The organism is Rheinheimera salexigens, from assembly GCF_001752395.1.
Lineage (GTDB): Bacteria > Pseudomonadota > Gammaproteobacteria > Enterobacterales > Alteromonadaceae > Alishewanella > Alishewanella salexigens.
Genome location: NZ_MKEK01000001.1, coordinates 372684 through 386458 on the forward strand (window position 1 = coordinate 372684; position 13775 = coordinate 386458).

12 protein-coding genes are annotated in these 13775 nt (G+C 42.9%); 4 read left to right on the forward strand and 8 right to left on the reverse strand.

All coding sequences use genetic code 11. From position 1 onward, the window contains the following. Positions 1-2: 2 nt before the first annotated feature. The 5 genes from BI198_RS01835 to BI198_RS01855 all read right to left on the reverse strand — a co-directional run bounded on the left by BI198_RS01835 (position 3) and on the right by BI198_RS01855 (position 6169). On the reverse strand, positions 3-269 hold the full coding sequence (locus BI198_RS01835) for a hypothetical protein (protein WP_070048015.1): 267 nt from the start codon (positions 267-269) through the stop codon (positions 3-5). A 183-nt stretch (positions 270-452) separates the two neighbouring features. Continuing rightward, positions 453-1754: an APC family permease gene (locus tag BI198_RS01840; protein WP_070048016.1), complete on the reverse strand. Its 1302-nt coding sequence runs from the start codon at positions 1752-1754 to the stop codon at positions 453-455. Positions 1755-1758: 4 nt separating this feature from the next. Beyond that, positions 1759-3669, reverse strand: coding sequence for a S9 family peptidase (locus BI198_RS01845; protein WP_070048017.1), 1911 nt, complete (start codon positions 3667-3669; stop codon positions 1759-1761). 267 nt (positions 3670-3936) lie between these two features. Next, positions 3937-4428 (reverse strand): acetolactate synthase small subunit, encoded by a 492-nt coding sequence (gene ilvN, locus BI198_RS01850; protein WP_070048018.1) that lies wholly within the window; start codon positions 4426-4428, stop codon positions 3937-3939. A gap of 1 nt (position 4429) precedes the next feature. Next, positions 4430-6169 (reverse strand): acetolactate synthase 3 large subunit, encoded by a 1740-nt coding sequence (locus tag BI198_RS01855; protein ID WP_070048019.1) that lies wholly within the window; start codon positions 6167-6169, stop codon positions 4430-4432. A gap of 369 nt (positions 6170-6538) precedes the next feature. Between BI198_RS01855 and BI198_RS01860 the strand changes: the two genes are divergently transcribed. Beyond that, positions 6539-7384: a tetratricopeptide repeat protein gene (locus tag BI198_RS01860; RefSeq protein ID WP_083256531.1), complete on the forward strand. Its 846-nt coding sequence runs from the start codon at positions 6539-6541 to the stop codon at positions 7382-7384. Positions 7385-7404: 20 nt separating this feature from the next. Here the strand turns inward: BI198_RS01860 and BI198_RS01865 are convergent, their stop codons facing one another. Then, positions 7405-7791: a response regulator gene (locus BI198_RS01865; RefSeq protein WP_070048020.1), complete on the reverse strand. Its 387-nt coding sequence runs from the start codon at positions 7789-7791 to the stop codon at positions 7405-7407. Positions 7792-7962: 171 nt separating this feature from the next. On the opposite strand from BI198_RS01865, the gene BI198_RS01870 reads away from it, so the two are divergent. Then, complete coding sequence (locus BI198_RS01870) at positions 7963-9195, forward strand: methyltransferase (RefSeq protein WP_070048021.1); 1233 nt, start codon at positions 7963-7965, stop codon at positions 9193-9195. A 35-nt stretch (positions 9196-9230) separates the two neighbouring features. Here the strand turns inward: BI198_RS01870 and BI198_RS01875 are convergent, their stop codons facing one another. Both BI198_RS01875 and speA read right to left on the reverse strand, forming a co-directional pair. Further along, the gene (locus BI198_RS01875) at positions 9231-10121 is read right to left on the reverse strand and encodes an acyltransferase (RefSeq protein ID WP_070048022.1); all 891 of its coding nucleotides are present in this window, start codon (positions 10119-10121) and stop codon (positions 9231-9233) included. A 206-nt stretch (positions 10122-10327) separates the two neighbouring features. After that, the gene (speA, locus tag BI198_RS01880; RefSeq protein ID WP_070048023.1) at positions 10328-12214 is read right to left on the reverse strand and encodes a biosynthetic arginine decarboxylase; all 1887 of its coding nucleotides are present in this window, start codon (positions 12212-12214) and stop codon (positions 10328-10330) included. A gap of 136 nt (positions 12215-12350) precedes the next feature. Between speA and speE the strand changes: the two genes are divergently transcribed. Both speE and BI198_RS01890 read left to right on the forward strand, forming a co-directional pair. After that, positions 12351-13208, forward strand: coding sequence for a polyamine aminopropyltransferase (speE, locus tag BI198_RS01885; RefSeq protein WP_083256532.1), 858 nt, complete (start codon positions 12351-12353; stop codon positions 13206-13208). 108 nt (positions 13209-13316) lie between these two features. Continuing rightward, positions 13317-13766, forward strand: coding sequence for a DUF4124 domain-containing protein (locus BI198_RS01890; RefSeq protein WP_070048025.1), 450 nt, complete (start codon positions 13317-13319; stop codon positions 13764-13766). The last annotated feature ends 9 nt before the right edge of the window (positions 13767-13775 follow it).

The window sequence follows — 13775 nt, forward strand, 5'->3', positions numbered from 1 at the left end:
TATTACTCCTGGTCTATCCAAGGTGTTTGCGGCAGTAAGCTTAAATGGGCAATATAACGCTCTAAATTAAAATCTTGCTGATGCTCAATAACATCAATCATTTCCGGTGCTAAAGCACAGGCAATCAGTTCTATGGCGTCATCACGGCTATTGCCGGTCATACACAAGCGCAGTAAGGTGGCTTTGACTTCTTTAGGGTAATTATCGGCTAATTGGTTTTCCACCACTTCAAATAGCATGGCTTGATCTAGCTGTTCTTCATCGCTCATGAATATCTCGTCAAAAAATATAAACTCTGCTGCAGTATGGAACATCTGCTTGTTATTGCCAACAATGCAGGAGCTATTTTACAAGCTTAGTGGATGATTAGCGGGGTGACATAACAGAGCCAACGGCTAAACAGGCGTATTGGTCAATACTTGCGACACCGCACTGCTGTTGTTGGCAGTAAATTATTTTCTGTCCTGCCAGCGCGCCAAAAAATACAGTGCGGTGCCCAGTAGCACAAATAGCGTGGTAGCAATGACCGACGATAAACTGACTTGCAGTGCTAGCCAACCACAGGCCAGTATGCCTAGCAGCGGAATGCTGTAACCCAATGGCAGCACAAAGCTATCGCGGGTAGCCAGTTTTGGCCGTAGCACTGGTACGGCGGCGCAGGTGAGGCCATATAGCAGCAAGCGTGATACCACAGTCGCGGCTGCCAGCCATAAAAATGAGCCATATAAGGTAAGACATAGCGCCAAGACGCCAAAAAAGATAATAGAGTTAGCTGGTGTTAAAAAGCGCGGTTGTATCGCCGCAAACCAGCGCGGCAGGCTGCCATCTTCCGCTAGTGCAAAGCTGGCCCGCGGGGTGGAGAATATTGCGCCGAGCAAATTAGCGGCGACAGAGGCCACTACTCCTAACATCAGCACCATGGCGCCCAACGGGCCAAACAGTTCGGCGGCGACATCCAACAGTGGACTGCTAGACTGAGCAATTGTTTGTACCGCCGCTACGCTCACCAGTTGAATACTGATATACAGTAAGGTTACCAGCACTAAGCCCAAGATGAGCGCCTTTGGCATATCCCGAGCTGGATTTTTTGCTTCACCCGCCGGCACAACCACTGATTCAAAACCGACAAATGCATATATCAATAACAGGGTGGCAGCGCCGATATCGTATGGGCTGTTGAAAGCAGTAAGTGGATTAAATTCTGGTAGTAACTTAGGTCCCAATATACTGGCACTGCAAATCACTAGCAGTAGTAATACCGCAAACTTAATCACGGTAAGCAGTGCCAGCGATCGCATCGCTCGCACTGAGCCCACGACATTAATGAGTGTTAAGCTGGCAATAATCACGGCCAATAATAGGGCACGGTTAAAACCTACTGATGCCGCCGACCAGAAGTAACCAATACTATCGACCAATAATACGCTATTAGCGGCAAACGATACTAAACGGGCAATGTAATACAACCATCCAGCTTGAAAGCCAACAAAAGGGCCAAAAGCCGCTGTGCCGTAACGAACAGGACCACCACTAGCACGAAAATAGCTAGCCAGCTCGGCCATACACAACAGAATGGGTAATATCAAAAGCGCACAGAGCAAGTATATTAACGGGCTATATTCACCTGCTAATCTGGCTGCACCGCCGGGCAGGCCAAAAATGCCGGCACCAATTAAACCATTTACTACCAGCAACCACAGGCTAAATAAGCCGAGGTTGCGAGGTAGGATAGTACCGCTGGTTTTTGTTGCCATTCACTTACAAATATTGTTTTAAAAACGCTAGATAAGCTTGCTGGGCAGTTATCCTGTTGCTTTTTTTAAGGAAACCATGGCCTTCATCGTCAAACAAAACATATTCAACCGGTACGCCGTTGGCTCGAATAGCGGCAACCATTTCGTCGCTTTCAACCTGTAATACCCGGGGGTCATTGGCACCTTGTACCACCAATACTGGTTTTTTAACTTTATCGCCATGAAAAACGGGAGAAATACGACGCAGTCTTTCACCGTCTACCGCTGGGTCGCCGAGCTCAGCATAAAGCGACTCACGAAAGGCCTCCCACCAAGGTGGAATGCTCTCTAAAGTACGCACCCAGTTGGTGACCCCAAAAATATTAATGCCCGCTTTAAACTCATCGGTAAAGGCCATGGCGGCCATCGTTAGGTAACCGCCATAGCTGCCACCGATAACGCCGATGCGCTCGCCGGCAACCCAGTCAAGCTGTTGCAAGTATTTTTTGCCATACACAATATCTTGCAAATCATCTTCACCGTGTCGCAGGTCGTCCAAGTGATAGAAGGTTTTACCGTAGCCAGATGAACCGCGGTTATTGACCGACAACACAGCATAACCGTGATTAAGCAGATGCTGGATCATCGGGCTGTAGCCGGTGCGAGACTGGCCTCCTGGGCCGCCGTGGATCAAAATTAACGCGGCCACTTTGGCGTTAGCACTGGCTTGTTTCGGCTTATACAGTAATGCCGGAATGGTTACGTTATCAAAACTGTTAAAACGCACGACTTCGCTTTGCACCAGATGCTGCTCATTAATGCTGCTGTCCAGCGCTTGTGTTAACCGCTGCGCTTTGGCACTGCCTAATTGCCAAATATAAAGATTGGACGGGCTGTTATCAGCATTTAAATAAAAACTCATGTATTTGCTGTCATCAGAGAAGGACACGCTGCGTATATCACCCGCTGGCAAAGTGGGTAATTGCATTGCTTTGCCAGTCTGCAGGTTGGTAATACTAATTTCGGTAGAAGCATCGGCATTAACACCTTGCACCTTGTATTGCTTGTCTTCGCTGAAATAAATAAAGCTGATATCCCAGTCGGCTTGACTATACGGCGACGTGGTGCCGCTTTGCAGATTGTAGTTATAAGCTGAAACAAATTCTCCACTGCCATTGGCCCCAAACAATAATGCGTTGTTATCGGGGCTAAAATCATAAACCTCGTGTGAAATATTGCCTTGATGCTCAGTAATAAGCACTGGACTGGGCTTGGCGTTGCTTAGATCAACCAAATATAGATTGTTGTCGGCATTATTGCGCACTTTGCTCAGTGCTAGGTAGCGGCCATCTTTACTGACGGCATTGATGAGATAACCATCATTATTACTGAATACCAACTGGCGGCTGTAGTCGCTGCCGTTGTAATGGTACAGGTCAAAAAAGCGTGGATCGCGCTCGTTGCTGACAATATAAAAGCTGCCATCTTTATTCCAGCCGGCAAAAGAGGCTTTAAGCTTATCACCGGGGGTTAGATCGCTTATCGTGCCGTCTATTTCACGGACGAAAACATGGTTTAGCTCGTTGCCACCCTGATCAGCGGTATACAGCAACCGGTCATCGTTGGGAAACCAACCGATCGGAAAAGCTGGATCAGTTGTCGACTGGGTTAACGGCAGCCAATGCTTACCATCTAAGCTAACCCGATACAGGTTAAATACACCGGTTTCATCAGAAGCGACCAACATCGCACTGGCGTCGTGGTTAATATCATTACCAAAATAGCTTTTGGTAGCAAAGAATTGCTCGGCGCTATATTGAGGCATAGTAATTGTGCTGCTTTGAGGTGTGATTGGTGCGGTGGTATTATAAATACAACCGGTTAACAGGGTGCTACTTAGCAGCACCGCCCAAGTAAAAGTGAGGCGAGATAACATATTCTTTCCTTCATCCATTTAAGGGTGCCATCACGACTGCCTCACCTGTGATGGATGTGATACTACTTTAGAAATACCAGCAGCGGGCTTATTAAAAAGTAAATCCTGAGCATTCGCCCAAGCTCTAGCTGTGTAACTCTACAGCAGTATGGAACATATGCAGGTTATTGCCAACAATGCAGCAGCGAATAGTGGCAAGCTTAGGGGGGATGAGCGGGGTGACATAACTGCGACAGCTAAGCTAATAGCTGTCGCAGTTGATAGCGTTTACAGTGCCAGTACTTTATCTCCACGGGCAATACCCGAAATACCGCTGCGAACCACTTCTAAAATCGGCGTAGTGCCTAAAGCCTGCAAAAAAGCATCCAATTTATCGCTAGTACCCACTAATTGAATGGTGTAGCTGCCCGGTGTGACATCAACAATTTGGCCGCGAAAAATATCGGCGCAGCGTTTTATTTCTTCACGTTGACTCGCATTGGCTTTCATTTTTACCAGCATTAATTCGCGTTCAATGTGCGGCGAGTCACTAATATCAGATACCTTAACCACTTCGATAAGCTTATGCAGTTGCTTACTTATTTGTTCAATCACTTGATCGTTACCGTGAGTAACCAGGGTAAGTCGAGATAAAGTTTTATCTTCAGTTGCCGCCACGTTTAGCGAGTCAATGTTATAACCGCGTTGGGCAAATAAGCCAACAACACGAGCTAAGGCGCCGGGTTCGTTTTCTAGCAGCACAGAAACAATATGTCGCATGTTAAGTTCTCTCCGTTTTGCTTAAAAACATTTCATTCATGGCACCGCCAGGGATCAACATCGGATAAACGTGCTCTTTGGGATCAATATGAATATCAATAAACACTAACTGATCTTTTAGCGCAAAAGCACGTTCTAGCGCTGGCTGCAGTTGTTCCGGCTCGGTGACACGAATACCAACATGGCCGTAGGCTTCTGCCAATTTAACAAAGTCGGGCAGTGAATCCATATAAGAGCTGGCATAGCGCGACTCATAATTCATATCTTGCCATTGCTTAACCATGCCCAAATAACCATTATTCAAGTTAATAATTTTTACCCCTAAACCATACTGTTTACAGGTTGAAAGCTCTTGGATATTCATTTGAATAGAGCCCTCACCGGTAACACAGACTACGTCGGCATCGGGATAATTTAACTTTACGCCCATAGCGGCAGGTAAGCCAAAGCCCATGGTGCCAAGGCCACCGGAATTTATCCAACGGTTAGGTTTGTTAAATTTATAGTATTGAGCAGCAAACATTTGGTGTTGACCTACGTCGCTACACACATACGCTTCACCTTTGGTAATTTTTGATAGTTGCTCAATCACATATTGTGGTTTTAATAATGGCGCAGTAGTGTCATAACGGCCACCATGTACAGCTCGCCATTGCTCAATTTGCTGCCACCACTGCTGCATGGCATTGCTGTCTAAACTCGTTTTACGCTGCTTAACCAATTGCAGCATTTCTATCAGCACCGGTTTAACTAACCCAACGATCGGAATATTGGCATTGATGGTTTTAGAGATACTGGCCGGATCGATATCAATATGAATAATGGTTGCATCAGGGCAAAACTTTTTGGTGTTATTGGTTACACGATCATCAAACCTAGCACCAATGGCCAAAATAACATCGGCATTATGCATAGTCATATTGGCTTCATAGCTACCATGCATACCTAACATGCCAATAAATTGCTTGTCGTCGCCAGGATAACAGCCTAAGCCCATTAAGGTGTTGGTAACCGGTAAGTTAAGTAACTGGGCAAATTCAGTTAGCTGTTCTGCCGCTTGGCCTAAGATAACGCCACCACCGGCATACAATACCGGTCGCTTAGCTTTCATTAGCGCCGTAATGGCTTTTTTAATTTGCCCAGCATGACCTTTTAATTTTGGCTGATAAGAGCGTAAACTAATTTCAGCAGGATAATGATAAGCAAATTTTTGATTGGGCATAGTCATATCTTTAGGGATATCTAATACCACAGGACCGGGGCGACCACTTTGCGCAATATGGAAGGCTTTTTTAATTAGATAAGGAATGTCTTCTGGTCGACGCACCGACATATTATGCTTACAAATTGGCCGTGAAATGCCGAGCATATCGGTTTCTTGAAAGGCATCTTCGCCAATAAGATGGCTCATGACTTGGCCGGTAAGCACCACCATCGGAATAGAATCCATATAAGCAGTAGCAATACCCGTCACAGCATTAGTAGCACCTGGGCCTGATGTGACCAGCACCACGCCAGCTTTACCGCTTGCACGGGCATAAGCATCGGCCATATGGGTTGCCGCTTGTTCATGACGAACCAGCACATGCTTGACTTTATTTTGTTGGAATAGGGCGTCATAAATATGCAGTACTGCACCGCCGGGATAACCATACAGGTATTCCACGCCTTCGTCGGCAAGTGCTCTAATTATCATGGCAGCGCCAGATAACATCTCAGCTGCTTTTGTTTGGCTTGTCATATTACGTCTCACGTTTTAGCAAAAATACCCTACCATAGCGCGATTATTAGCAATAATTCGCAGCTATATGCAGACGTTAACTAAGATTATAGGTTAGATAGCTAGATAGCTAAAACTTAGTTAATTATTTATACGTGGACTGGTTGTTATATCAGGCAGTGTTTAACACTGCTGCGCTGTTGTCGCTGCTGAGCAGTCATATTGTTATGCGCTAGTTCAATTTACGACATCAGCAGCGAGATGTCGATAGTATTCATGGCTCAATTTAAGCCAAATTGGCAATTATTTCATGCTTGTAAAGTTAGCTATGCACCCACATAGTATTAAGTATTAGTACAAAATATTTTATATCACAGGAAGTACGTTTTTATGATGCCTTCAATTATCGATGTAAGCATGAATAATGCCCGCGAGGTGCTAGATGCATCACAACAAAAACTGGTGTTATTTCAATTTTGGTCAGCTCGCAGTGAAGGCTGTCAGCAGCTAACGCCGATCTTAGAAAAAATAGTTCAGCAATATCCGCAGCAGTTATTATTGGCCAGAGTAGATTGCGACAGTCAGCAAGATTTAGCCATGCAATTTGGTGTGCAGTCTTTACCTACCGTTATGATGATTAAAGACGGTAAGCCAGTCGATGGCTTTGCGGGTGTGGAATCTGAAGAAGCTATTTTAGCCAAACTAAGTGCTTATTTACCTAAGCCGGAAGATAGTTTAATTGACCAAGCCCAAGCATGCTTAGCCGAACAAAACTATCAAGAGGCGTATTCGTTTTTAAAACAAGCGTTACTGCTGGCCCCGGAGCGAGTAGATATTAAATTATGGTTAGCCGATACCGCTGTTAGTTTAGGTCTGTTACCGCAAGCGGAAGCCTTATTAGCTGAGATTAAACTTGCCGATCAAGACTCGGTGTTCAAATCAGTACAAGCTAAAATAGAATTAGCTAAAGAGGCGGCAGACTCTCCGGAAATTCAGGCTTTAGAGGCGTCATTAGCAGCAGAGCCAGATAGTTTTACTTTAAAAGAGCAGCTAGCGGTGCAATACCAAGCGGTTCAGCGCTCTGAAGAAGCCTTAGTATTATTGCTAAGTATTTTGCAGCAAGACTTAAACTTTGGCGCTAGTAAAAAGCTGTATTTAGATATTTTAGCCGCGCTACCTAAAGGCGATAGCGTAGCAACATCCTATCGGCGTAAATTATATAGTTTGCTGTACTAGCGCTATAGGTTTATGCAAGGTTATTGATGAAAGTCGTGCCAGATTTGTTGCAGCTGGCTCGACAATGTCATGGGATCAAACGGTTTAACCACAACATCGACTGCACCTAAGGCTTTATAAGACGCAATTTCATTGCTTTGCACTTTGGCGGTCATAAATACAATGGGAATATGGCTTAAATCAAATTGTTGTTTTAATTGCTGCAACGTAGTTGGACCATCCATACCGGGCATCATCACATCTAATAAAATTAATTGCGGCGCAGCATCAGCATAGTCAGCTAAAGCTTGTTTGCCGCTACTGCAGCTATGAACCGTAAAGCCACCGACAGCTTCAAGTGCAATCCTTGCAACTTCTTGAATTGAAGGGTCATCTTCAACATGCATAATATTCTTTAATTCGTCCATTACATTTCCCTGTGCTGATATAGACTGCAGCGGTTAAACTACTCACTAAACACTATGCTATATCAATTAATCAAATTTGTGTCTATTGTGCTGTTAATTACGATTTTAGCGCTTTAATGCCTAAGATTAACATAACTAAATTTTACCCACTAAATAGTATAATTAAATATAATGGCCTTGTCTTTTCATCAAGAATTTCAGCAACAATTTCTGCAGCTTAGCCAAGTTTTGCAGCATTACCAAGCGTATTGGCGTTTAACACCATTTACTTGTACAGAGTTACCCTGGACTGATCCTAGGTTACAACAAGTATTACATGGCTTTTCAGATCAACAGATTGCATTAATTGACCAGAATAGCCAATTACAGCAGCAGTATTTTAGTGATTTTTTTCCACAGTTATTTAACTTGCCGTCAATAACCAGCGCAAGCAAGCCGAAAACGATAGCTGAATTACCTTTTTGGTTAACTAATGGCATTACTGGCCGTAAATTGGGTCAAATAGAGGCCTTATGTCAGCATTGGCATAGCTCTTCGCGGCCAATAGTAGAATGGTGCGCGGGCAAAGGCCATTTAGGCAGAATGTTAGCTTATCGCTTTGAGCAGCCCGTGATCAGTTTAGAATGGCAGCAAGAGTTATGTCAGCAAGGTGAGCAATTAGCCAATCAATTTTCGTTACCGCAGCATTTTATTCAAGTTGATGTACTAAGTTCTGGACTAAGTTCTGAATTGGGCTCGTCAGTAAACTCGCCATTAGCGGCTGTGCTTAAACCCAAGCAACATGTAGTGGCATTGCACGCTTGTGGTCAGTTGCATATCAGCATGCTACAACAAGCGGTTCAAGCCGGCTGCGAATATATTCACTTAGCGCCTTGCTGTTATCATCTTATTGCTGAATCTTGCTACCAACCTTTATCCGACCTAGCGCAGCAACATGATTTAGGATTAGATCAGCAACAATTAAAGTTGATTGTTCAAGGCCAAGTAACCGCAGGTGAACGCATAGAAAGGTTGCGCCATACTGAAGTGCATTGGCGACTGTCTTATGAATTATTACGCCAACATTATATTGGCGATAGCCAATATCGGCCGCTAGCTTCCGCTGGTAAACATTGGTTTAGTGCTGATTTTAGTGACTTTGCAACTTGGGCGGCTCAGCAACATCAATGGCCGCTACCTGACAATATCAACTGGCAGGTTTTTCTAAATGCTGGCGCTAAACGGCAACATTTAATCCAGCTTATCGAATTAGTGCGGCATTTATTTCGTCGACCATTAGAACACTGGTTATTATTAGATAAAATGCTGTATTTACAACAGCATGGCTATACAGTCGACGCTATAGAGTTTTGCGATTACCAACTCACGCCTCGCAACTTGCTGTTAACCGCTACCAAAAATTAAAAAAGGGGTCAGAGTGATTTAACGTGTTGGTTAAATCACTCTGACCCTTTTTTCAGCTCGCTGATTTGTTGATCTTTATGCTGCCATAACTCATTGATCCACAATTGAAACTGCTCACGATACTGGGCATTGTTATAGTCACCCAATAATTCTTTATGGATCGGTTTTACGACAACGTTAACCGTGACTTGCGGTACTTTTCCGGAGATAAAGTCCCAAAATGTCGGAATGCCTTTAGGGTAGAAAATAGTCACATCAAGAATTTTATGCAGCTGTTGGCCCATGGCGCCTAATACAAAAGCCACACCACCGGCTTTGGGTTTTAATAAGTTGGTAAACGGTGATTGCTGCTGTAAATGTTTAGCCGGCGTAAAGCGAGTACCTTCAACAAAATTCATTATTGTTACTGGTTTAAAGCGAAATTTAGCGCAGGCTTTGCGTGTGGTTTCAATATCTTTACCCTGTAAATGAGGATTACGCTGCAAAAACTGTTTGCTGTAGCGCTTCATAAAAGGGAAGTCGAGTGCCCACCAGCATATACCTAAAAAAGGCACATACATTAGCTCTTTTTTTAAAAAGAACTTAATAAAAGGAATTTTGTGATTAAAGATTTTTTGCAGAACTAGTATATCGGCCCAAGATTGATGATTGGCTAAAATTAAGTACCAATCTTTTTTGGTTAAGCCTTCTACCCCAGTAACTTGCCAGCTGATGCGAGTAAATAATGCCGTAGTAAGGTTATTCAGGCTGATCCAAGCGACCGCGCAGCCGTCTAATAAGTAAGTGATAAGTCGTAGCCAGCCTGGTAAAGGCAATAATTTCAGAATCGCTAAAAGCGTAACAGGCACAAACCAAAACAGGGTATTAATAATATATAAAATTAATGAAAGGGTCCCAGTCAGTGCGCTGGGTAAAAAAGATAGCATAACGGCACCTAAAATATGGTTTCAAGGCTATTGGTTTCGATGCTCTTGATTTCGATACTCTTGAGGTCGATACGAATAGCTGAAAATTAATTAGTCGGCAAAAGTGTTAACAGTAAGCGGGCTTACTGTTAACACATCCGATCAGTGCTTAGTGTAACTTAATCTTCAAAATTCTCAATCTTCAAAATTTTCAATCTTCAAAACTTTCAATCTTCAAAATAGGTGTAACCATAAACGCCCGATTTTAATTCATCGAGTAAACGATCTTTCTTGCTGGCGGCTAAATCTAGTTTTGCCAGTTGCTTAGTATAAGAACGAATTAACTTATTGGCGTCGAATTGTACGTAGCGTAAAACATCCGCAACCGTATCGCCTTTGATGATATTAGTCAGTTTATAACCACCATCTTCTGTTAATTCAACATGTACCGAGTCGGTATCGCCAAATAAGTTATGTAAGTCGCCCAAAATTTCTTGATAAGCGCCAACCATAAACATACCCAACAAGTATTGCTCATCTTCTTTATAGAAAGGCAAAGGCAGGGTGCTTTCTATGCCGTTACCGTCAGCGTAGCTTTTAAGCTGGCCGTCAGAGTCACACGTAATATCTTGAATAATAGCTCGGTGCTCTAACGACTCATTCATGCGCTCTAATGGCATTACTGGGAATATTTGATCGATACCCCAAGCATCCGGCATTGATTGAAATAAAGAGAAGTTAACAAACAGCTTATCAGCTAATTTTTCATTTAATTCGTCATGAATAGCGCGATGCGAACGGGATGTTAAATCTAAATTAGCTTTAACTCTATTAATCGTCGCGAAGTATAGCTGTTCTAATAAAGACCAGTCTTGCAGCGTTAGCAAACCGTGCACGTACTGAGAATGGGCATCGGTAAAGTAATGCACCGCATCGTGATACGCTTCTATTGCTGTACGCGGTGTCACGTTTTGATATGACTCCCACAAGCCTAAAATAACGGTAGGCGATTCGTCGCTAGGCTCAGGTAGGTTAACTAAACCTGGTGCGCGTTCAATATCAATAGCATCAGTCACTAATACCGCATGGTGCGCCGTCATAGCACGACCCGACTCAGTAATAATATTTGGATGCGGTAAATCGTACTCGTCACAAACCTCTTTTAAGCCGTTGACGACGTTACGCGCATATTCATACATAGTGTAGTTCATGGAGCAAGCTGAACGTGATTTAGAACCCTCGTAATCCACGCCTAAGCCACCACCAACATCAACGGTTTCAATTGGTATGCCTAAAGTGCGCAATTCGGCATAATGACGAGCACATTCACGAATGGCGTTATGAATATCGCGAATATTGGCAATTTGTGAACCAATATGGAAATGAACCAGTTGCAATAAATCAATCTTTCCTGCTTCGCGTAAAATATCAATAGCTTGCAATACTTGAGTAGCCGTTAAACCAAACTTACCTTTTTCACCACCGGTATTTTGCCATTTCCCCTTACCAACAGAGTTAAGCTTAATCCGAATACCAATGCGTGGCGCTGTACCTAAATTGTCAATTTCACGCAATAAGGTTTTTAATTCAGACAGTTTTTCAATCACAATGTAAACCGTATGGCCCATCATATGGCCAATAGTGGCTAAGCGTAAAAACTCACTGTCTTTATAACCATTACACACAATTTGTAACGGTGTTTCGGTTACCCCTAAAATCGCCATCAGCTCTGGTTTACTACCAGCTTCTAAACCAACTTTGCCACTTTCATGGCTAATTAACCGCTTTACTACCGAGAATTGCTGGTTAACTTTAATGGGATATACCGCGGTGTATTGGCCTTGGTAATCTTTCTCTGCTTTTGCTTGTTGAAAAGATTTAATTAAGGTATCTACACGGTGCTCTAAAATGTCGGTAAAACGGACTAACACCGGTAACGTTAAGCCTTCTTCTTTAAAGCGAGTGGTTAACTCAGGAAAACTAATCCCCGGTTTGCTGTGATCTTGATCCGGATAGGCAACTAAGTCGCCCGCTTTATTGACATCAAAGTAACCTTCACTCCATACCGCGACATTATAGGTCGAGCGTGCTTTTTCAGTACCCCAGTCAGACATTATCGTTCCTTTAAAAGTTGATTCTGTATAGTTTAAAGCCATTACAGCTTAGCTGCAGTAAAATTTGGCAAAATATTTGTTCTAATTGCCTACACAAGGCAAAATGTACGGCTAAATGGTTTTGAGGGTATTACTTATGTCAGGCGATAACAAATGGTTCACCGAGATATTCGCAGCTAGCGGTAGCGCTTTTGGTTTAGCTATCACTAAAAAGTTAGATGAAGTTAAGTCACCATTTCAACATATTGAAATGTTTGAAACGACTCACTTTGGTAATTTAATGGTGATCGACGATGTTATCATGTTAAGCAGCCGTGATAACTTTCTTTATCATGAGATGTTAAGCCACCCAGTATTATTTAGCCATGACAAACCGAAAAATGTGGTGATTATAGGTGGTGGTGACTGTGGGACTTTACGTGAAGTATTAAAGCATACTGATGTTGAAACCGTAACTCAAATCGATATAGATGAACAAGTTACCCGAATGTCAGAAAAATACTTTCCTGAACTTTGTGCCTCAAACAATGATCCACGAGCAACGTTAAAGTTTGACGATGGTATTAAATATATGCGCGAAGCGGCTGCAGAATCTATCGATGTCATTATTGTTGACTCAACCGATCCTATCGGCCCAGGTGAAGGCTTATTTAATCGTGCTTTTTATGACAGCTGCCGTAAAGCCTTAAAGCCTAATGGTATTTTAGTACAGCAGAGTGAATCGCCGTTAATTCATATGCCGCTATTAAAAGATATGCGCGATGCTATGACTGATGTTGGTTTCTCAGCGTTACAAACCTTATTGTTCCCGCAAATGGTATATCCATCAGGTTGGTGGACCTGTACCTTAGCCCGCAAAGAAGGTCAGTTTACCGGTTTCCGTGAAAGTGATGCCGAGCAAGCCAATTTTAATACCGAGTATTACAATGTAGAAGTCCATAAAGCGGCATCGGCTTGGCCAAACTTTATGAAAAAAGCATTAAACAGCAAATAATTGATTAGATTCAGCTTAGTTTTATTTTGCTAAGAAAATAAATGTTCATCTGAGCTTGCTTAATTAGCTGGCATTTTGTACATTTATTGCTCATTAGTGGAGAGATAGATGATGAGATTCGCATTATTGTTTCTATGTGGCGCATTTTCCGCTCAAGCAGCGGTATATAAGTGTGAACAAAATGGCGTAGTTGAGTTTAGCCAATTTCCATGTGCAAGCAATGCTGAACAAGTTGATATGCGCCCGGTTGGGACAGCGCTGTCTGGTACTCGTGGTGAATATCTACAGCAAGTGAATGCGTTAAAGCGAAAAGGTCGTTTTGTAGAATTTAAAATTAGTAAACTTGAGCATGATAAAGAGCTCGAAGTTGATCAGTTAAAAGCAGAACTATATAAATTACGCCGCAGCTTTCCGCGTTCAGAAGAATTATCGGCACTTAATAAAAGAATTGCTCATGTAGAACAGCAGTTTGATGAAAAAATTAATGCCGAGCGTAGAAACTTATTCAGCCTTAAAGCAAAAACAAATAATTTAGAGCGGCAATACGCCCAAAACTAATTGTTAACA